Annotated in this window: 20 protein-coding genes; 3 read left to right on the forward strand and 17 right to left on the reverse strand. The window is 70.2% G+C overall.

Translation table 11 applies throughout. The features are described 5' to 3' along the window. Positions 1-355: 355 nt before the first annotated feature. Positions 356-1,546, forward strand: a complete 1,191-nt coding sequence (locus CP984_RS43005) for a M23 family metallopeptidase (protein ID WP_078575584.1) — start codon at positions 356-358, stop codon at positions 1,544-1,546. 45 nt (positions 1,547-1,591) lie between these two features. Here CP984_RS43005 and CP984_RS10915 read toward each other — a convergent pair whose 3' ends face one another. The 17 genes from CP984_RS10915 to CP984_RS11000 all read right to left on the reverse strand — a co-directional run bounded on the left by CP984_RS10915 (position 1,592) and on the right by CP984_RS11000 (position 17,092). Beyond that, complete coding sequence (locus CP984_RS10915; protein ID WP_003980216.1) at positions 1,592-2,131, reverse strand: TetR/AcrR family transcriptional regulator; 540 nt, start codon at positions 2,129-2,131, stop codon at positions 1,592-1,594. Between the two features lie 900 nt (positions 2,132-3,031). Continuing rightward, on the reverse strand, positions 3,032-3,868 hold the full coding sequence (gene whiG / locus CP984_RS10920) for an RNA polymerase sigma factor WhiG (protein ID WP_030182336.1): 837 nt from the start codon (positions 3,866-3,868) through the stop codon (positions 3,032-3,034). A gap of 380 nt (positions 3,869-4,248) precedes the next feature. Then, a complete protein-coding gene (dprA, locus tag CP984_RS10925) occupies positions 4,249-5,415 on the reverse strand; it encodes a DNA-processing protein DprA (RefSeq protein ID WP_003980217.1) in 1,167 nt (388 codons plus the stop codon). A 753-nt stretch (positions 5,416-6,168) separates the two neighbouring features. After that, the gene (locus CP984_RS10930; protein WP_003980218.1) at positions 6,169-7,779 is read right to left on the reverse strand and encodes a YifB family Mg chelatase-like AAA ATPase; all 1,611 of its coding nucleotides are present in this window, start codon (positions 7,777-7,779) and stop codon (positions 6,169-6,171) included. Position 7,780: 1 nt separating this feature from the next. Continuing rightward, positions 7,781-8,173, reverse strand: coding sequence for a YraN family protein (locus CP984_RS10935; protein WP_043979297.1), 393 nt, complete (start codon positions 8,171-8,173; stop codon positions 7,781-7,783). A gap of 435 nt (positions 8,174-8,608) precedes the next feature. Further along, positions 8,609-8,917 carry a DUF2469 domain-containing protein gene (locus CP984_RS10940; protein WP_003980220.1) on the reverse strand — a complete coding sequence of 103 codons (309 nt, stop codon included), beginning with the start codon at positions 8,915-8,917 and terminating at the stop codon, positions 8,609-8,611. A 38-nt stretch (positions 8,918-8,955) separates the two neighbouring features. Then, the gene (locus CP984_RS10945; protein ID WP_030185454.1) at positions 8,956-9,444 is read right to left on the reverse strand and encodes an NUDIX hydrolase; all 489 of its coding nucleotides are present in this window, start codon (positions 9,442-9,444) and stop codon (positions 8,956-8,958) included. 151 nt (positions 9,445-9,595) lie between these two features. Further along, the gene (gene lepB, locus CP984_RS10950) at positions 9,596-10,321 is read right to left on the reverse strand and encodes a signal peptidase I (protein ID WP_030185452.1); all 726 of its coding nucleotides are present in this window, start codon (positions 10,319-10,321) and stop codon (positions 9,596-9,598) included. A 189-nt stretch (positions 10,322-10,510) separates the two neighbouring features. After that, entirely contained in the window at positions 10,511-11,488 is a 978-nt protein-coding gene (gene lepB / locus CP984_RS10955) for a signal peptidase I (RefSeq protein WP_030656872.1), read from the reverse strand. Then, complete coding sequence (gene lepB, locus CP984_RS10960; protein ID WP_003980224.1) at positions 11,430-12,629, reverse strand: signal peptidase I; 1,200 nt, start codon at positions 12,627-12,629, stop codon at positions 11,430-11,432. The genes lepB (CP984_RS10955) and lepB (CP984_RS10960) overlap by 59 nt, the downstream gene beginning before the upstream one ends. A 55-nt stretch (positions 12,630-12,684) precedes the next feature. Beyond that, the gene (lepB, locus tag CP984_RS10965) at positions 12,685-13,587 is read right to left on the reverse strand and encodes a signal peptidase I (protein WP_003980225.1); all 903 of its coding nucleotides are present in this window, start codon (positions 13,585-13,587) and stop codon (positions 12,685-12,687) included. Positions 13,588-13,632: 45 nt separating this feature from the next. Continuing rightward, positions 13,633-13,980 carry a 50S ribosomal protein L19 gene (gene rplS, locus CP984_RS10975; RefSeq protein ID WP_003980226.1) on the reverse strand — a complete coding sequence of 116 codons (348 nt, stop codon included), beginning with the start codon at positions 13,978-13,980 and terminating at the stop codon, positions 13,633-13,635. 131 nt (positions 13,981-14,111) lie between these two features. Beyond that, on the reverse strand, positions 14,112-14,921 hold the full coding sequence (gene trmD, locus CP984_RS10980; RefSeq protein ID WP_003980227.1) for a tRNA (guanosine(37)-N1)-methyltransferase TrmD: 810 nt from the start codon (positions 14,919-14,921) through the stop codon (positions 14,112-14,114). Continuing rightward, the gene (gene rimM, locus CP984_RS10985; RefSeq protein ID WP_003980228.1) at positions 14,921-15,475 is read right to left on the reverse strand and encodes a ribosome maturation factor RimM; all 555 of its coding nucleotides are present in this window, start codon (positions 15,473-15,475) and stop codon (positions 14,921-14,923) included. The genes trmD and rimM overlap by 1 nt, the downstream gene beginning before the upstream one ends. A 187-nt stretch (positions 15,476-15,662) precedes the next feature. After that, positions 15,663-15,902 (reverse strand): RNA-binding protein, encoded by a 240-nt coding sequence (locus tag CP984_RS10990; protein ID WP_003980229.1) that lies wholly within the window; start codon positions 15,900-15,902, stop codon positions 15,663-15,665. A gap of 2 nt (positions 15,903-15,904) precedes the next feature. Continuing rightward, positions 15,905-16,345: a 30S ribosomal protein S16 gene (gene rpsP, locus CP984_RS10995; RefSeq protein ID WP_003980230.1), complete on the reverse strand. Its 441-nt coding sequence runs from the start codon at positions 16,343-16,345 to the stop codon at positions 15,905-15,907. Between the two features lie 156 nt (positions 16,346-16,501). Further along, positions 16,502-17,092, reverse strand: coding sequence for a hypothetical protein (locus CP984_RS11000; RefSeq protein WP_003980231.1), 591 nt, complete (start codon positions 17,090-17,092; stop codon positions 16,502-16,504). Positions 17,093-17,881: 789 nt separating this feature from the next. On the opposite strand from CP984_RS11000, the gene CP984_RS11010 reads away from it, so the two are divergent. Both CP984_RS11010 and yhfZ read left to right on the forward strand, forming a co-directional pair. Next, a complete protein-coding gene (locus CP984_RS11010) occupies positions 17,882-18,757 on the forward strand; it encodes a methyltransferase domain-containing protein (protein WP_003980232.1) in 876 nt (291 codons plus the stop codon). Positions 18,758-19,139: 382 nt separating this feature from the next. Next, entirely contained in the window at positions 19,140-20,087 is a 948-nt protein-coding gene (yhfZ, locus tag CP984_RS11015) for a GntR family transcriptional regulator YhfZ (RefSeq protein ID WP_003980233.1), read from the forward strand. The last annotated feature ends 131 nt before the right edge of the window (positions 20,088-20,218 follow it).

Below are 20,218 nucleotides of genomic sequence, written 5' to 3' on the forward strand. Positions count from 1 at the left end.
CGCCGGTGGCGGGGCGTGCGAAGTCGACCCGGTGACCCGGATCGCCACAAGAAGTGTACGGGACCGCCGAAGGGGCGGGCGACACGCTCCTTTCGGCCATGTGGGGGCGGGGGCAGATTGCGAGGGTGGAGGGTCGATTTGAGGGGAGGAGGTTGGGCTCGTGGGGCGGGGCGTGGGGGCGTGGGGCCTGGGCGCGCAGGATGGGGCGTGGGTGCGGTATCGGACGGGTGACGGGGTTGTACACAACCCGTCGGTAATCCACTGATCCGGTTCAAGATCCCCTAGCTGGGACGGAACACGTCACCGTCGCGGCATGTACTCACGAATCCGAACCGTTTCCGAGTCAGTACGCACCATGACCGCGTGGCGGCCGGTGCCCAGGGCGATCGCGGGGCGGCTGGCGCCCGCTGTACGCCGCGTATGTGGCCTGCGACGTGTCCCTCAACAGCCGAGCCCCCACCGGGCGATCTTCGAGCCCGCACGCACCACTCACCGGAGGTCGGCGGGCAGGAGCCGCAGACGGGTGGGTGGGCATGCGCGGACCTGTCCCTCCACCGTCCGCCTCCTGCCTTGGTGCGCGGCGGGCGCGGCATTGGCCGTGCTGCTCGCCGGGGCGGCAGCATCCGGTGGGCTCCTCACCGGGGCAGGAGCCGGGTCACCGGGCCCTGAGGAGGCGACAAGGTTCCTCCAGCGCCGACCGGCACCGGCGCACGACGGCTCCGCCGATTCCGGACCGGGCCGCCCGCCGCCTGCAACGGTCGGCGAACGTGCGTGGCCGGTCGTCGGGCCGGCCGGCGCGCGGCCCACTGTCGCGCGCGGCTGGGAGCCTCCACCCGCCCCGTGGGCGCCCGGCCATCGGGGTGTAGACCTCCTGGCGGCCGAGAACGCGACGGTACGAGCCGCCGCCCCGGGCCGCGTCCTCTTCGCCGGCAAGGTAGCGGGCAAGGGCGTCCTGTCCATCGAGGTGTCGGGGTCCGGAACGCCACCGCTTCGTACCACGTACGAACCGGTCCACCCCACCGTCCGAAAGGGCGATCACGTCACCGCGGGCCAACCAGTAGCCACCATCGCCCCAGGCCCTTTCCACTGCTCCGCCCCATGCCTGCACTGGGGCCTGCTCCGCGGCAAGCTCTACCTGGACCCGCTCTCCCTGCTCCCGCCGTCGATACGGCACTCCGCGCCATCGCGGCTTCTCCCGGTCCCGGTCCCGGTCGTACGGGAGCCGAGGGATGAATCGGGGCAGCGCGACGGATCATCGCCGTCTTACTCGCGGGGTACGGGATCTGCGAGGAAGTCTGCGCGCGTGGTGCAGACGCGCTCAACGGCGACGTTGCAGGCGAAGCGACGTTGGAGGCTTGGCAACCGGAAACCAGCGACCGGCAAGCAGAGCGCCGACGCGCAAAGCCTGACGCCGTCCGCGTCAGGGCGGGAGAACGATGGCGGGAGAACCATGAGAGGGGGCCCGGGCCGGGAGGCGGTGGGCAGGCAAGCTGTGGGCGGACAGGGCAGGCGGCCACGGCTCAGACGTCGTGGCCAGGGGCCATGAGCCTGTACCGGAGGCCGACCAGCTGATCAACGCTTGCTGCGCCGATCAGCCTCGTACGCCCCCCAGGACCATGGCGACCGCAGCCTCCGTGATCTGAGTCGGATCTTCCGCGGCACCGAGCTCGATACGGCGAACCGCGGCGTCGACGACCCCCTGAAGCAGCATGGCGGCGAGACGCGGCTGCTCGTGACCGAGGCCGGCCAAGGCCTCCACGATCATCGCGATGAGTCCGCCGTGCGCTGCCCGGATCTTCTCCCGCGCACCGGCGTCCAGCTCACCTGCCGAGATCGCGACCACGGCCCGGTGCCGGCGGTCACCGACCAACGCGAGCTGTTGGCGTACGTAAGCCTCGATCTTGTCCTCAGGCGTCTCGACCCGGTCCATCGCCGCCTCGACCTCAGCCGCCCACACGGGGAAGTCGACAGCACACAGCTCCTCGACGACAGCCGCGCGGGACCGGAAGTACTCGTAGACGGAGGAGCGCGCGAGTCCCGTGCGCTCGGCGAGGGCGGGGAAGGTCAACGCCTCGGTCCCGCCTTCGGACAGCAGGGTGCGGGCAGCGTCCAGAAGGGCGCCACGCTGCATCGTCCTGTGCTCGGCCACTGAGGCCGCTCGAATCCTGGGCACGTCACCACTGTACGGATGGCACGCCTGGCACGGCACTCCGCATCACGATGTGTCCATGCCGACGCGCCCAGAACCTGGGCTGAACAACGCACACGGAGGTGAGGCGAACGCGGCGATGAGGGGGCTTCACCGTTTCGACAGGAGCCCACGGCGAGAGGCCGGACGGTGGATGCGCTGCTCCAGGCGTGTGGGCCTGCGCATGGTGGGAGCGGTGAGTGGGGCCGTGGGCTGGTGGCTGGCGCAATGGGGCGGGGCTGCCCTTGCGGAATGGACGCCGGCACCGAGGCCGAGCCCGTCTCGGCGTGCGCCGAGAGCCGGCCATCCGGTGGGAGCGCGTGGCGCGCTGCCGAGTGCGATGGGCAGTGCACGGGGCTGATCGCGAGAGCCGGGTGTGGTCGCCGGGTGGGGCGAGGTGCGGTGACCGGACGAACCGCGTCGCGTGCTGGAGCCGGGCAGGTCGACGGGCTCACCCGCGGGGTGTCGGGAGCGCTCGTGGGTCACAGCCCGGCCTGCGGACGCGAGCGCGACGGTGCTCGCATGCGGTGGACGAGGTCAGACGCTGCGTACGGAAGCAGAAGACCTCAGCGAGTGCTGGTAGAGGTGGCGGCGGGTGGGCGGGGGGAGAGGGACAGAGAAGGGGCGAATGAAAGGCCAACCGAGCGGCCGGGCAAAAGTGCGGCCGGCTGCAAACCGGTAACCAGGTGCGGACGGTCAGCCCAGTCGCAACCCGTCTCACACCCCGGCCAGACCAATACGGTCGCGGACCACACCAGCCGCCCCCACCATCTCTCGATTGAACGTGCCCGCCCGCAACACCACAGCCGCAAAAACACCACCGCCGAACCTCACGCCCCCAGCTCAGCGCCCCACATCAGCCAGCTTCGCACGCAACTGCAAGACGGATTTGGTGTGGATCTGACTGACCCGGCTCTCCGTGACGCCCAGGACGTTGCCGATTTCGGCGAGCGTGAGGCCCTCGTAGTAATAGAGCGTGACGACGGTCTTCTCCCGTTCGGGAAGCGTGTTGATGGCACGGGCCAGCAGCCGCCGCAGCTCGCGATCCTCGGCCACCTCGACCGGATTGTCGGCAGCCGTGTCCTCCAGCGTGTCCATCAGGCTCAGCCGATCGCCCCCCTCGCCGCCGGCATGCAGCAGCTCCTCAAGGGCGACGACATTGGCCAGCGACAACTGGCTGAACACCCCGTGGAGTTCCTCCAGCGCGATACCCATCTCCGACGCCACCTCGGCTTCGGACGGAGTACGCCGGAGTTTGGCCTCCAGGGTGGCGTACGCGCGCTCGACCGCCCTGGCCTTCTGCCGTACGGACCGCGGAATCCAGTCCAGCGCCCGCAGTTCGTCGATCATCGCGCCCCGGATGCGGGTGATGGCGTACGTCTCGAACTTGATCGAACGCTCGGGTTCGAACTTCTCGATGGCGTCGATGAGCCCGAAGACCCCGGAGGACACGAAGTCGGCCTGCTCGACGTTGGGCGGCAGGCCGACACTGACCCGGCCGGCGACGTACTTCACCAGGGGTGAGTAGTGCAGGATCAGCTGCTCGCGCAGCCGCCCGTCGCCCGAGGTCTTATAAGCGCGCCACAGCTCCTCCAGTGAGGTGGGCGCGGCGGGGCGCACGCTACCGCGCGCGGCGGGGGGCGCGGCCGCGCGGTCGGACCCGGAGGTGTGCTGGGGCATTCGTCGCCTTGAGCCGTTCTGCCGAAACACTGGGGAACACGTGCGTGAGGGTGGGATTACTCGTGAGCGTAGCGTGACTGCAGTGTTGCGATGCGCGATGAAGGGTCGTTCGGGAGTGCGCAGATACGTTCCGCTGCCCGCACCCCTGGGTTACAGGAGGCGGCACCGATTCCACTCCCAAGGGGGTGGCAGCAGCGTTACGAGCGCCCGGCGCACGCTCCCCCGTACGCGACCTCGCCACCCGTCCGGCGTGTCGGCGGCCGACGGGCTCCGCCACCGTCCAGCGATGACGCAGCCCGTCAAGGAGCGCCACGAACGGAAGCACGACACACCCGGATTCTGCGGTCGCTCCTCTCCCCCCTTTCACTCGTTCGCCCAGGTCAAGGGCCCCCTTGCCGGCCAGTCGAAGCGGCTGTGGACATCCGCGCCAACTCCCAGACAGCTCCACCCCTTTGAACGAACCCCAGCGACTGCAACTCGAAGAGCTTGCCTTGCGTCACTTCCTCTGCCATTCCCGAATCCCGCGCCAGTCGTCGCAAGTCCGCACCGCCCCGCGCGGGGACCGCTTCGAGCACCCGACTCGCCACCGGGTCCAGCAGATCGCGGGCGAGCACAGGGCCGCGCTGGACGGGGGCGAGATCGCCGATGCTGCCGACCAGCTCGATGATCTCGGCAGCGTTGGTGACCACGACGGCTTCGCCCCGCAGCAATTGGTGAACACCGGCCGACAGCCCGCTGGTGACCGGTCCTGGCACCCCCATGGTGAACCGGCCCAGCCCCGCCGCCCGCCGCGCGGTGACCAGCGATCCGCTGCGCAGTTCGGCCTCCACGACAACCGTTCCCCTGGTGAGGGCCGCGATAAGTCGGTTCCGCAGGATGAATCGGCTCCGGGTGGGGTGGTCACCCGGCGGCAACTCCGCGATCACCAACCCCTGTTCCGCCACCCGCCCGATCAACTCGGTGTGTCCCCGTGGGTAGGCATGGTCGACGCCGGAGGCGAGTACCGCGACTGTGGCGCCTTCCGCGGCCAGGGCGCCTCTGTGGGCTGCTCCGTCCACTCCGTACGCGGCTCCGGACACCACGGTCCAACCCCGGTCGGCCAGGCTCGCGCCCAGCGTGGCCGCCATATGCGCGCCGTACTCGGTGCAGGCCCTGGAGCCGACGACCGCCACGGATCGCAGCGCCCACAACCGTAGGTTCGCCCTTCCGCGTACCCACAGGCCGATCGGTCTGCCGTCCTCCAAGTCTTCCAATTGCTGCGGCCACTCATCGTCCCCGGGACACACGAACCGGCCGCCGAGCGCGGCGACGGCTGCGAGATCCTCGGCCGGCTTGTTCACCACGTCCAGCCGGGTCGCCCGCAGGCGTAGCCCCTCGAACTTCTCCTCCGACACCCCCGTCGGCATCTCCCGCTCGCCGACCAGGGACTGTACGAGCTGTACAGGCGTCGTCCGTCGTAACCAACGCCCCACCGTCTCGTCTCCAGGCTCGACGATGCGCGTCAACGCCGCGCGCGCCTTCCTCTCCTCCTCTCCCACTTCACGCATGTGCTTCCACTCCCTTGCTCGTCGCCCAGAAGCCCTCGTTCCCCCGCATGTCCCTGCTCCTCTCCGTTCGCGCTCCCACGCCACTCGGGGCAGCGCTGTGTAGCCGAAAGTGGTAATTGAGTCGCGCGCTGCCGACCTGGCGCCCGTCGCCAGCCCGCTGGCACCTTTCTGACTGGCGCTACGGCGTGGAGCATGGGCGCTGCCACCCTTGCTCGGCCCGGACCGGGGCTGGCCTGGCATGGAGGCGCGGCCTGGATCGCGTGCCGATGTAGGTGAGTCGAGTTCCTACGCCCTCGAACTGCCCCTTCTCCCTCCCCCCGCCCACCCACCCCACGCCACCCGCCCCATTCCATTCCGCTCCAGCCCGCTCCCTGGCTGTCCCCCCTCCAACCAGCTCAGCGCGCCTCGCGCTCCGCGCTTCCGACGCAGCCGCACATCCCGCAGGGCAGGGCGCCGCCCCACCGCACGCGGACCGCCGGAAGTCAGCAGAAGCCCGGCCGCACACCAGCCCCCGGTCGCAGAGCACCAGCCTCCTCAGACCGCTGGCAGGCAGGCGCACAACCTCCCGTCAATCACGCCCCCGCCCCGCCAAGCCCCGAACCGCTTCCTACCGCGTGGGCGAGGCAGAGCGAGGCAAACTCAGCGCCAGACCACTCCAGACGCAGTCCACCGGCCTCTCCGCCTTCGCCTCCGCCCTGGCCAAGCTCCGCGAAGCAGTCCCAGCCAGCTCCGCCCAACTCGCTCAGGCGCACCTCACCCCGCCACCACCGCCACCCCCCTCCTGATCCCCGTGCGCAATTCCAGCGCCCAATTGATGTCTTCTGCCGTGGGGCAGTCGCGGCCGGCCAAGTCGGCGGAGGTCCAGGCGACGCGGAGTACGCGGTCCATGCCGCGGGCCGTCAGCAGGCCCGTTTCCAGGTCTCGTTCTGCTTGGGCCGTGGCGCCGGGGGCCACTCGCCAGCGGGTTCGTAGTTCGTGCCCCGGAACCTCGCTGTTGGTGTTCCACGGCGTGTCGGCGAAGCGGACGGTGGCGCGATCGCGGGCGGTTCGTACGCGTTCGGCCACTTCGGCGGTGGATTCGGCTCCCTGAGTAGGCGCGAGCAATTCGGAACGCGCCACCGGCTCGACCATCACCCGAAGATCGACGCGGTCCATCAGCGGGCCCGACAAGCGAGCCCGGTAACGCCGGATCGTGGATGGACGGCATTCGCAGCCGCCGCCGAGCGTGCCGTGGCGTCCGCAAGGACAGGGATTCGCTGCCAGGGCGAGCAGGAACTTCGCCGGCATCCGCATCATCCCGGCGGCCCGTGCGACCACGACATATCCGCATTCGAGCGGCTGTCGCAGTGCGTCCAGAACGCGGGCGTTACATTCCGCGGCCTCGTCGATGAAAAGTACGCCGTTGTGCGCCAGCGACACGGCTCCCGGACGGGGCAGGCCGCTGCCGCCGCCCACGAGTGAGGCCATCGTCGCGCTGTGGTGCGGCGCGCAGTACGGCGGGCGATCCACCAATGGTTGCCCCGGCGGCAACGCACCGGCCACCGAATGCACCGCCGTCACCTCCAGGGACTCTTTCGGGGAGAGACGAGGCAGAAGGCCGGGCAGCCGTTCGGCCAAGAGGGTCTTTCCGGCTCCCGGTGGGCCCATGAAGAAGATGTGGTGGCGTCCGGCTGCCGCCACTTCCAGGGCTCTTCTAGCACCGTGCTGTCCGGCGACGTCCGAGAGGTCCGGTACCCGGTCCCCCTGCATGCGCTCCGCGCCGATGCCGCTGCCGGGCACGGCCAGCCCCGCCAGCAGCGGGTCCGGGCGCCCCTCGGCCGCCGGATCTGTGTCCTCCTCTTCCGGTACCGGCTCGTCGGTGAGCACGGCGATCAGCTGTCGGAGGCTGCGGACACCGAGAACCGCAACTCCCGGGACGAGCGACGCTTCGGCCACCGCCCTCTCCGGCACGACGACCTGGCGATAGCCCGCGTCGGCCGCGGCCAGGACCGCCGGAAGCACTCCCCGCACCGGCCGGACACGGCCGTCCAGCCCCAGTTCGCCGATCATGACGAGGTCGGCCAGCTCGCGCGGGTCGATACGCTCCGCGGCGCCGAGGACCGCACAGGCCACCGCGAGATCGAATCCGCTTCCGCTCTTGGGGACCGATGCCGGGCTGAGCCCGACCGTGAGCTTCTTCTGCGGCCACTCGCTGCCGGAGTTGACCACGGCGGCCCGCACCCTGTCACGCGATTCGATCAAGCTCTTGTCGGGCAGTCCGACCAGGGTGAAGGCCGCCACCCCCGGTTCCAGGTCAGCCTGGACCTCCACGACCACACCCTCGACCCCGACCAGCGCGACCGAGCACGTCCGGGCGAATCCCATCTCAGGTCACCCCCCGTACGTGCTCCACGAGCGGGGCGCCGCGCGAGGGCAGGACCACGCCGATCACATCGATGCGCACTCCGCCGGGCGGCGGACCGCCGTGCTGTTCCAGCCAGCGTTCGGCCAGGCGGCGGAGACGGGCGGCCTTCTCGGGGCGTACGGCGGCCATCGGGTGTTCGTACGCTCCCGCTCGGCGGGCCTTGACCTCGCAGAGCACCAGCGCGTCACCGTCGGCGGCCACGATGTCGACCTCGCCCTCCTGGCAGCGCCAGTTCCGGTCGAGGATGCGCATACCGACGGCGGTGAGGTGCCGTGCGGCCAGGTCTTCGCCGTACCGCCCGAGCGCCCGCCGCGCGCTGGTGACGCGTGGAGCACTGGGGTCGGGGACCTCGATGGCAAGGCGTCGGGGCCGACGCCGGGCTTGGGGGCCTACGAGGCTCCTCTGAGCGCACGGGGGGCCGCTCCCGCGGCTCATGATCGTTCGGGCGCCCCGGACCCGTGACGCGGCAGGGGCCGGCCGGTCCTCCTCCGGGCTGCCGCGCCCGCCTCCGCCTGCGGTTACCTGGGGCTCTCCCCCGTTCGCAGCGATGTGCGCGGGGTCATGGGTGGGATTGTTCGTGGCGTTCACTCGGCACCACCTCCGGCACCGACTGTGACGCTTCAGCCCAGACTTATTGGATCTTGGTGGACAACCAGCCGGTTGTGGAAAACTCCGTCACTCGCCCCGGTGACGGAAGACGCCATTCGGGATGGGAGGCCACGACAGGGGGTAGAGGCAGCAGCACGGCGGAGGCGACCAGGCCCCGGCCGGCCAGGCCCCGCCCCCGTCTCAGCTACCCGGAAGGTCCAGATCGCTCTTGTTCAGCTCTTCGATGTTCACGTCCTTGAACGTCAACACCCGGACCTGCTTCACGAAGCGAGCCGGTCGGTACATGTCCCAGACCCAGGCGTCCGCCATCGAGACCTCGAAGAAGACCTCGCCCTGCACGGAGTGCACCTGCATCTCGTAGTCATTCGTGAGGTAGAAGCGGCGCTCAGTCTCGATCACGTACTTGAACAGCCCGACGACATCGCGGTACTCCCGGTAGAGCTTCAGCTCCATCTCGGTCTCGTACTTTTCGAGGTCCTCGGCGCTCATCGCAGATCCCCTTCAGCCGTGCGTCCCCCCATTGTGCGTCAGACGCTCTCGGTAGCCAGCAGCACCGGCGCGCCAGGGGGCCCCTCGTCGAGCAGCCTGCGCAGCAGCTCGGCGAATGTCGTCGGATACACCGTCTCATGCGACGCGGAAAGTTCTTCCGAAGTCCACCACCTCAGTCCCGAGACGCTGCGCCGCTCAAGATCTGTCTGCCCCGACATCTCGGTTGCAGTCCAATGCGTACGGCCCAGGTAGTACCACTCGTCCTGATCCCAGCGCCGCCCGTCGAAAGGGAACGAGCAGTGCCGTTTCCACAGCACCGGGCCCAGCTCCACGTCGGTGATCCCGGTCTCCTCGGCCAGCTCCCTGCGGGCCGCCTCCTCGCGGGTCTCCGTACCCTCCAGGCCGCCCCCCGGAGTGAACCACCACGTACTGGACGGATCGCCCGGCTCGTAGCCGTGCAGCAGTAGGACCCGGTTGTCCGGGTCGAGCAACACCACGCGTGAGACCTGCCGTACCTCCGTCGGCAGGGGACCCGTGCCCGAGCATCCCCCGTTCGCCCCAGCTCCCTCGGCAGGGACCTCTGCCGAGGCAATACCCCCACCAGCGGCTACTTCCCCATCTGGCACACTCTCGCCCCCTGCGCCCCGCTCCGACACCCCGCTCGCCTCTTCCGTCACCTCAGCCACTCCTCCGCCTCCTGCGTCGCGCCACCGGCCCGTACGCCGCGCCGCCCAGGATCATGACCGCGCCGAGGATGACCGCGCCGACGATGATCTTTACCGGGCCGGGCTGCGATGTCCCGCCGGGCATCGCCGCGAACCCGGTCGGGCGTTCCACCATGCCCATGCTGCCGAGCGGCCACGCCCGGGCGTCCACCCGGGCATCCACCGCGGTGCGCGAAACCGTGCCGTGATCGGCGTCCTGGAGGTGTGTACGGGAGTCCAGCGAGTCGTTGCGGTGGTCGCCGAGCAGGAAGAGCTGGCCCACCGGGACCTTCGAGCTGAAGCCGGTCGGCGAGGCCGGGCCCTTGGCGTGGAGATACGGTTCTTCGACGGGCTTGCCGTTGATCGTCAGCCGTCCATCCTTACTGCAGCAGGCGACCGTGTCACCGCCGACCCCGACGACCCGCTTGACCATCGGCAGATCGCCCCAGACGGAGTCCCGGAAGACCACGACGTCGCCCCGCCGCACCTCCGCGCCGTCCACCTGCTCGGCCAGAACCCGGTCCCCCACCCCGATCGTCGGTGCCATCGAATCGGTCGGCACCGTGTAGGGGCGGTAGGTCAGCGCTCCCCATACGAAGCCGCCCAGGAACAGCACACAGCCGACGGCCATGACCACTCCGGACAGCACACTGCCCGTCGTACGGCCGCGGTCGTCGCCCGTCCGCCCTCTGCTGCTCATCCCAGCTCCCGCCCCGCGAGCCCGACCCGCGTCGAAGATCTGCGACGGCACCCTACCCGGGGGTACGTTCCCCAGTCAGCAGCATGAGCCGTCCAGACAGCGAAACACCGGGTACGCGCGGATGCGTACCCGGTGTTCGAGTTCAGCCGACTACCGGACCGCGCACCTCGTACGCGCCCGGTCACCCGTTCAGTCCGACGTCTGCGCCTCGGCCCGAGCGGCCCGCCTGCGCCGCCGCCACAGCACGATCGGCACCGCGCCCACGAATCCCAGCGCCGCCGGGGTCGCCGCCATGGCCTTGTTCAGCGCGGGCTGGTCGAACGTGTCCGGCACCGACAGCCACGACCAGCGGTTGATCGGCCAGGCGATCGTGAAGGCGCGGCCCACGACCTGCTTGGTCTCGACCGTGCCGTTGCCCTTGAGGTTCGTGTGGTAGCGCGAGTCGAGGGAATCCTGGCGGTGGTCGCCCATGACCCAGATGCTGCCCTTGGGCACCGTCAACTTGTCGATGTTCTTGTCGCCGCAGGGCGTGTTGCCGGGGAAGAGGTACGAGTCCTCCTTCAGCGGCGTGCCGTTGACCTTGACCGGGCCGTTGCCGTGGCACTCCACCGTGTCGCCGCCGACCGCGATGACCCGCTTGATCAGGTCCTTCTCCTCCGCCGACGGCATCAGGCCGATGAAGCTGAGGACCTGCTGCAGCGCGTTGGGCTCGGGGGTGGACACCTCGTTCAGCCAGCCGCCCGGGTCGTGGAAGACGACGACCTCGCCGCGCTCCGGCTCCGAACCGAACCAGGGGGTGAGCTTGTCCACCAGGACCCGGTCACCGCGCTGCAGGGTGTCCTGCATCGAGTCCGACGGGATGGAGAACGCCTGCACCAGGAACGTCTTGATGACCAGCGCCAGGACCAGCGCGATTCCGATGAGAATCGGCAGCTCTTTCCAGAAGGCACGCGGCTTCTTGCCCTTCTTCACGCTGCCGCTCTCCTCCTCGTCCCCCGACTGTTCCTTGTCCATCGAGACTCCCGGACCGGGCGGCTGCCCGGGGCCCGCCGGCTGTCCGGGTCCCGCCGACCGCGCCGGTCCGCCGGATGCGGCGGCCTGTGAGGACTCACCGCTCCCTGCCGGCTCTTCGGGCTCTTCGGTTCCGGACCGTGCGCCGACCGCCAAGTCCCCCACATCCACTCCTTACTCCACGCCACCGCCCGCCCGATCGTCGGTGCAGGCCCACCACTCCCATAACGAGCGGGAGTTCCGCAGGGGTCGGGAGTACGGACAAACTGTCGGAGGACACCCTATGCGGCACGTGCCCCGACGTCGCCCTCGCACCCGGCGCGTCGCGTACGGTCGCGTAGGTCTCCGGCTCCTCCAGGCGGCGCCAGTGCCCCACCGGCCAGGCGATGACCACCGCCCGGCCCACCACGCTGTCGACCGAGATCGTCCCACGGTACGGCTCGTCCAGGTGATACCGCGAGTCCGCCGAATTGGAGCGGTGGTCGCCCATCACGAAGATCCGCCCGGCGGGAACCTTGACCTCGAAGGTGAACTGCGAGGGCGGATTGCCCGGATGTATGTACGGTTCGTCCAGGGGCGTGCCGTTGACCGTGACGCGCCCCTGCTTGTCGCAGCACTTGACCGTGTCACCCCCGACGCCCACCACCCGCTTGATCAGATCCTGCTCGTCGGCGGACGGAAGCAGTCCGATGAAGGTCAGGAATTCCTTGATCTGCTTGACCACGACGGGGTCGTCGGCGGGCTTGACCTGCTCGCCCTTGAGCCAGCCCCCGGGGTCCTTGAAGACGACCACGTCACCGCGCTCGGGCTCGGAGCCGAACCAGGGGGTCAGCTTGTCGACCAGCACCCGGTCGCCGATCCGGATGGTCTGCTCCATCGAGCCCGAGGGAATCACGAACGCCTGAACGAGAAAGGTCTTGAGCACCAGCGCGATGGCCAGGGCCACGCCGATGAGGATCGGTATTTCCTTGAGGTAGGAGCGACGCCTGCGGCGTTTGATGCGGCGCGCCTGGCGCCGCCGCTCGGCGCGCCCTCCTCTGGCGGGCTTGATCGTACGTGTGACGACGCCGGGGTCACCGTCGTTCTCCGCGGTCCCGAGGCCGTACGCTCCGCCGGCGTCACCCCCTGCGCCTCCGCCTGCATACGCCCCGGCCCCGTGCCCCCCGGTTCCGTACGGCCCGTCCGCGTACCCGTCGTACCTTCCGTTCGGCCCGTCGGCGTACTCGTCGTACCTCCCGTGCGCTCCAGCCTCGTACGTCCCGTACGAACCCTCCCCGTACGCCCCCTCGGCGCCCACCGCGCCCGCATCCGCCTCCGTAACCCCTCGCTGCCCGCGTTTGGGCCGCCCCCGGTTACCCATGGCTGCCTGCCGGGCCCGGTATGCCGTCGAAGGCAGGCGGGCGGTGCAGGGTCGTCCAGTGGCCCACCGGCCAGGCGATCCAGTCGGCGCGGCCGATCACCTTGCCGACCGGAACGGTGCCCCCGCCCGGTTCGCCGAGGTGGTCCCGTGAGTCACGTGATCTGCCGCGATGGTCTCCCATGACCCACAGTTTCCCCTCCGGCACCACGATGTCGAACGCGTCGGAGGACGGCGCGTCCCCCGGATAGAGATAGCCCTCGGCCACCGGCTCGCCGTTCACCTTGATCCGCCCGCGTTTGTCGCAGCAGGTCACCCGGTCCCCGCCGACGCCGATGACGCGCTTGATGTAGTCGGTGGCCGGGGGCTCGGCCAGGCCCAGCGCCGCGCCCGCTCCTCTGATCAGCCCGGTGACCGGGTTCTCCGACGGTTCGTCCCGCAGGAACGAACCGGTGCCGTCGAAGACGATCACGTCGCCCCGGCGCGGCTCGCCGCCGAAGCGGTACGCCAGCTTGTTCACCAGCACCCGGTCGCCGATCCGCAGAGTGTTCTCCATGGACGAGCTGGGGATCAGGAAGGGCTGTACGACGAAGGCGCTGAGCAGCAGTACGAACGTCACGCAGACCGCCAGCAACAGGACGGGCCGGTGCCACAGAGCCACCAGGACCGCCGCCGGCCGGGATGCGAGCCGCCGGAGGCGGGGCGCCCGGCGGCGCGCGGCCTCTTCCTGGGCAGCCGCGTCCTGGGCCGGCTGCTCCTCAGAGGCGGGCCGTTCTGCCTCGGCCTCCTTTTCGGAGGAGGGGCGTGCGGAAAAACACGCGGAGCGCGACCCCTGCTCCGGCCCCTGCGCGGGGGCCGGAGAGCGGTCGCGCTCCGAAAGCTGTGCGTCGGTGTCCATCGGACCCTGAGCCTATCCGGCCGGTCCAGGACGCCGGACGTCTGTTCAGCTGTCGCGCTTCTCCTTGATCTTCGCGGCCTTGCCGCGCAGCTCACGGAGGTAGTACAGCTTGGCGCGACGCACGTCACCGCGGGTCACCAGCTCGATCTTCTCGACGATCGGGGTGTGCACGGGGAAGGTGCGCTCGACGCCGACGGAGAAGCTGACCTTGCGGACCGTGAAGGTCTCGCGCACGCCGGCGCCCTGGCGGCGGATGACAACGCCCTTGAACTGCTGCACACGGGAGCGGTTGCCCTCGATGACGCGCACGTGGACGTTGACGGTGTCACCCGGGCGGAAGGCCGGGATGTCGCTGCGCAGCGACGCGGAGTCGACGGAGTCGAGGAGGTTCATGACCCACTGCTTTCTTCGTTGATGCCACAGGTCATCAACGGAACCGGAAATGACGATGAGGTTGCCGTTCCGCCGGGCGGGCGTCGTTCCCCCTGTGGCAGGGGCGCGCGCCGGACGCACACAGCAGCGGCCTATTCTTCCACGGCGTCGTGCGTACGCCCAAATCGACCGTCCGTTCCCTCGGCCCAGCCCAGGATCGAGAGGGTTTCGCGGTCCTTCTTGTCGAAGGCGGCCGGGTCGGCGCGCTCGATGAGGTCGGGGCGGTTGCGGTCGGTACGGCGGAACGCCTCGTCGCGGCGCCAGCGGGCGATCTTGCCGTGGTGGCCGCTGAGCAGCACCTCGGGGATGCCGCGGCCGCGCCACTCGGGCGGCTTCGTGTAAACCGGCCCCTCCAGGAGGTCCGCCATCGCGCCGGGTGCGAAGGAGTCGTCCTGGTGGGAGGCCGAATTGCCCAGCACGCCGGGCAGCAGCCGGGCGATGGCCTCGACCATGACCAGCACCGGGGCCTCGCCGCCCGCGAGGACGTAGTCGCCGATGGAGACCTCGCGGACGTCGACGCGGTCGCCGTACTCCTCGATGACGCGGCGGTCGATGCCCTCGTAGCGCGCCGGGGTGAAGACCAGCCAGGGCTTCTCGGAGAGCTCGACGGCGAGCTGCTGGGTGAAGGGCCGGCCGCTCGGCGTGGGGACGACGATGACCGGCTCGCCCTCTTGGGAGTCGATGACCGAGTCCAGCGCCTCGCCCCACGGCTCGGGCTTCATGACCATGCCGGGGCCGCCGCCGTACGGGGTGTCGTCGACGGTGTTGTGCTTGTCGTGGGCCCAGTCCCGCAGGTCGTGGATGCGCACGTCCAGCTGGCCGCGGGCGCGTGCCTTGCCGACCAGGGAGACGTTGAGCGGTTCCAGGTACTCCGGGAAGATCGTGATGATGTCGAGCCGCATCACACGTCCTCGCCCGCGTCACGGGCCGAGGCCACCTCGGCCTGGCGGTCGTCGAGCAGGCCGACCGGCGGGTCGACGACCGCCTTCTGCTCCGCCAGGTCGATCTCCGGCACGATCTCCGAGACGAACGGGATCATGATCTCGCCGCCGTCCGGGCGGCGGACGATCAGCAGGTCCTGATAGGGCAGGTGGGAGATCTCGGCGATGCGCCCGACGGGTGTGCCGTCGGTGGTGACCACGTCGAGGTCGATGAGCTGGTGGTCGTAGAACTCTTCGGGGTCCTCGGGGACCTCTTCGGGGTCGACCTCCGCGATCAGCAGCGTGTTGCGCAGCGCCTCGGCGCCCGTACGGTCGTGGACGCCCTCGAAGCGCAGCAGCAGGCGCCCGCTGTGCACCCGGCCGGTCTCGATGGTGAGCGGGCCGGTGGTGGGCGGGTCCGTGGCGAGTACGGCGCCGGGCGCGAGCCGCAGTTCCGGCTCGTCGGTCCGCACCTCGACGGTGACCTCGCCCTTGATGCCGTGGGCGCGGCCGATCCGCGCGACTACCAGCTGCACAGTGGCCCCTCTTCGCGGCGGCCGCCGCCGCTGGTGCGGTGGCGGTGCTCGCCGTCGTGGTTCATCGATCGGTGATTTCGGTCATACAGGCATCGTCGCAGATGCCTATGACAACGGGCCGGGGTGAGCCGTAGCCCTCCCCGGCCCGTGCCGGTACTGCCTGATCCGGGGCCTGCCCCGGTTCTGCTCAGCGGACCTGGTCCACGTCGACGAGGTCGACCCGGATGCCACGCCCGCCGATGGCGCCTACGACCGTCCGCAGGGCACGCGCGGTGCGGCCGTTGCGGCCGATCACCTTGCCGAGGTCGTCGGGGTGGACCCGGACCTCCAGCACGCGCCCGCGGCGCAGGGTGCGCGAGGCGACCTGCACGTCGTCGGGGTTGTCGACGATGCCCTTTACGAGGTGCTCGAGGGCCTCCTCGAGCATGATCAGGACTCGGTCGACTCGGAGGTGGACTCGGCCTCGGCCTCGTCCGCCTTCTTGTCAGCCTTCTTCGCCTTCGGGGTGATCGCCTCACCCTTCGGCTCGTCGCCGGCGTCCTTGGCCAGGGCCTCGAACAGGGCGCTCTTGTCAGCCTTCGGCTCCGCGACCTTCATCGGCGCCGGGGCCGGCAGGCCCTTGAACTTCTGCCAGTCGCCGGTGACCTTGAGGATGGCCAGAACGGGCTCGGTCGGCTGCGCGCCGACACCCAGCCAGTACTGGACACGCTCGGAGTCGACCTCGATGCGCGAGGGGTTCTGCACCGGGTGGTACAGACCGATCTCCTCGATGGCCCGGCCGTCACGGCGGGTACGGGAGTCGGCGATGATGATGCGGTAGTGAGGCGCGCGGATCTTGCCCAGACGCTTCAGCTTGATCTTGACTGCCACGGGAGTGGTGTCTCCTGGTCTTGACGTGGTTGGGCACAACGGGATGCCACGTGGGGTTGCGGTACTCGGAGTGCCCGATGGACGCGCCAGCCGGAGGAGAGAGGGGTCCTGTGCGACTGTCGAGTACAGCTAGCCATTGTGCCACACCACTCCAGGTCAGCCGACCGCGGCCACCTCGGGAATCCGGAACGGCTTGCCGCAGCCGCCGCAGACGATGGGCGCCTGCGCCAGCACGGACGGGACGACCCGGACATTCCTGCCGCAATCACAGACAGCCTTGACGCGGACCCCGCCACCGGACGAGCCGTGCCGCGCGGCCGGCCCCCGGAAGCTGCGGGCGCTGTCGGCCGTGGTCGCGGCGGAGTGCGCCTTGAGGGCTCTGGCGAGCCGCTCGATGGTGGGACGGTAGCGCCTCCGGGCCTCGGGGTTGAGCGTGACCAGCGAGAAGCCGCTGCTCGGGTGCGGCTCGTCCACGTGGTCGAGGCCCAACTCCTCGGCGATCGCGAGGAATCGACGGTTGTGGTAGCGGCCTGCGCGTGAGGTGTCGCGGACGCCGCGGGCGGCGGCGATGCCGTGGACTGCCTCATGCAGCAGCCGTTCGAAGGAGAGCTCGGCGCCACAGGCGGACGACGACTCCCCGATCAAGGACTCGGGCGCGGCCAGATCCGGCAGCTCGGGGTGGTGCCGTTGAATGTCGGCCCACGCGAGCGCCAGCTCGGCGGCGAGAACAGGCGGTGTCGTGCTCACGTCGTGACAACGAGCCGGGCCCATCCAGTGTTCCGATTACGGGGCATCTCAAATAATTTGCACGTACCGGTCAGTTTCTGGTCATGGGTTTCGAGGACGGCGTGTGCGCAGAACTGCGGAGAAGGCGCGCGTCGGGTGGCAAGCCGGGGCGTACCCGCGCGTACGCCCCGGCGCGTAAGAGATGTGTACGCGCCGGGGCATCCGTGGCCCATGGGTCGCGGCGTGGCACCGGTGGAGCCCGGTGGGACTCGGCGGCGTGCGCGACGATCGCGATGCTATCGGGAGGCGCGTTCGCGCCCGGCACCGCCCCGCCGTCTGTTTGCAGACACGGTACGGCTGTCGTACACCCGGCGGGTGCGCTCCGCGGGCGGGTCCTGCCGGAGCGCGCACCCGGTCCGACCGCCGCCCCGGTGAGCCTCTCCGCGGGCACCGGACCCGGGGTACGCGCCGCCGTCTCCGCTCACGACCCTGCCGGGACGCCCGCCACCGCAGTACGCCGACGGCCCGAAACGCCTGTTGTCCGCGGGAAATACCGTCCGCCTGAGATGTGAGCTCGGGTGCCTTCGCTCTGACGCACGTGGTACGGGCGCGACAGTTTGCATCGCCGTCCCGAAAAGCACCCCGGCGCACTGAGGGGCGCGCGGGAGACAACCCCGGCGCACCCCTGGACTCTGGCACGGATGGGGAGTTGTCTGGAATGCGGGGGCGCACGACGCGAACACAGGGGCGGGGCACGGGGGCGATCGATCACTGACAGCTTCGGGTTCTCGGCGGATTGGGGCGCTTTCGATGACACCCACGCTCGTACGGCATCACCTCCGGCAGTCCGGCTCTCCCGGTTCGTACGGCTCCATCGCACCGGCCGACCCCTGCACTCGCGCCCGTGACTGGGCCGAGATCCAGGAACGGATGCTGGTGCCGCTGTACGAGGCCGTCTACGACCGGATGGATGTCGGGCCGCACACCAAACTGCTGGGCCTGGGCTGTGGTTCCGGGCTCGCGCTGCTGATCGCCGCCGCCCGCGGCGCGCAGGTCTGCGGCGTGGACCTGGACGAGCAACGACTGGATCTCGCGCGGGAACGGCTGGCGCCCGACCCCGCGCGTGAGGCCCGGGCCAGCGCGACGCGCGCCACCGTGCTGGCGTGCGGCGGCCCGGAGCGGACGGCGGACCCCGGCGGCGGCGCGTTCAACATCGTGACGGCCTTTCACCCGGTGGGCTGCGTCAGCAGTATCGAGGGCCTGACCGCTTCCCTGGTGACGGCGGCCGGGCTCACGGAACGCGGCAGTCCCGTGGTGCTGGGCGGCTGGGGGCCGGTGGAGAGGTGCGCCACGGCGAGCGTGCTGCGGGTGGCCCAGCGGCTGGCCGATCCCTTGCGCACGGCGGGCGGCTGGCGGCCCAGCGGCCGGGACGACCTTGAGGAACTGGCCGGCAGGGTGGGGCTGCGGCCCGATGGTTCGGGGCGGGTGGCTTGCCCGTTCGGCTACGGCGACCTGCCGAGCGCGGTACGCGGGCTGCTGTCCACGGGGCTGTTCGACGCGGCGCTGGAGGTCACCGACCAGGCCCAGGTGGAGAAGGAGCTGAGCGAGGCGCTGCATCCGCACCAGCGTCCGGACGGCACGGTCTGGATGCCGAATGTGTTCCGCTATCTCATCGCCCGCACGTGACTTCCGCGGTTCCCGCCGACGCTGCCGGTCCTGCCCATCCCGCCGATCCTGCCGATGACCTGACACCCTGATCTCCGAGACCCGCCACTGTCCGTACGGTTCGCCCCACTCCGGCCGAGGCTTCGCCCGCCGTGGCGCGGGCTTCCGGAACGGCCGGCCCACGCCGTGCCGCATGCTGCCCGTGCCGCGCTCCGCATCCATCCTTACGCCGTTACGGCGCGCGGCGCGGGCGATCGATGCGGCGAAATGTGGCGACACACCTCTCTTCCGCCTCCGCCTCTTCCCCAAGCCGCGAGCACGCCGAGCGCGTCACCGCGGCGCCTCACTCGTTCACCCTCGCGAGCGATACCCAATATCCAGAATTCTGGTTACTGTCATTTCCATGAACAGCATCGACGAACGGTTCCTGACCCGCAACGGACACGCCGCCCGACGGCTCGCCGCCCTCCTGATCAATCAGCCCACCGAGGGCGAGGGCGCACGACTCCCCCGCGTACGCGACCTGGCCGCGGAGCTCGGGGTCGGCAACGGCACGGTGCAGGCCGCGCTCCAACTCCTGGAGGAATCAGGGGCGATGGACACGGTGGCCCGCGGACATCTCGGCACCTTCCTGGTCCGTGCCGACCGCGCCATACTGTGGCGCCTCGCGGGGCTGGGCACCGTCCTCGCCGCGATGCCGTTGCCCCACTCGCGTCGTCGCGAGGGCCTGGCGACCGGCTTGCGCGGCGCGTTCGAGAAGACCGGCGCGCCTTTCGCGATCACCTTCATGCGCGGTGCGGCGACCCGCGTGGGAGCTCTGCTGGACGGGAAGGTCGACCTGGCGGTGCTGTCCCGCTTCGCCGCCGACGCACTGATGGAGCAGCATCCGATCGACTTGATCGCTGATCTTGGGCCGGCCACCTACGCCGGAGCCCACGGGCTGCTGCTGCGGCACGGCGTCCAGCCCGACAGCGAGGGTCTGCGGGTCGCGGTGGACAACACATCGGAAGATCAACGGGCCCTGGCCGAGCGGGCGTTCGCGGGCCGGACGGACGTGACCTGGCTGGAGAGTTCGTTCATGCAGTTGTACGACCTGTTCGCGCTGGACCGCGCCGACGCCACTGTCTGGAACCTCGACGAGGTACCAGGGCAGCTGGCCGGAGAGGTGGATGTGCTGCCGCTCGACGTCGAGATCACCGGCGATTTCTCACCCCGTAGTTCCAGCGCGGCACTGATAGCCCGGAAGGAGGGCAGCGAGGCGCTGACAGCGGTGAGCGGGGCGCTCGACCTGGAGGCGGTCACCAGCTTGCAGACCGAGGTGCTGCGAGGGGAGCGCATGCCTTCCTACTGAGATTGCCGATCGGCCGAGGGGGCCGGACCTGGTCGGGGTTGCCCAGGCCGCACGCCCGGCCCGACCCGGTGAGAGCTGAGGCACCGGTCGGACCACGGCACCAGGTCTGCCCTCGACTCCGCATCTGCTCT

This window comes from Streptomyces rimosus (genome assembly GCF_008704655.1).
Classification (GTDB): Bacteria; Actinomycetota; Actinomycetes; order Streptomycetales; family Streptomycetaceae; genus Streptomyces; species Streptomyces rimosus.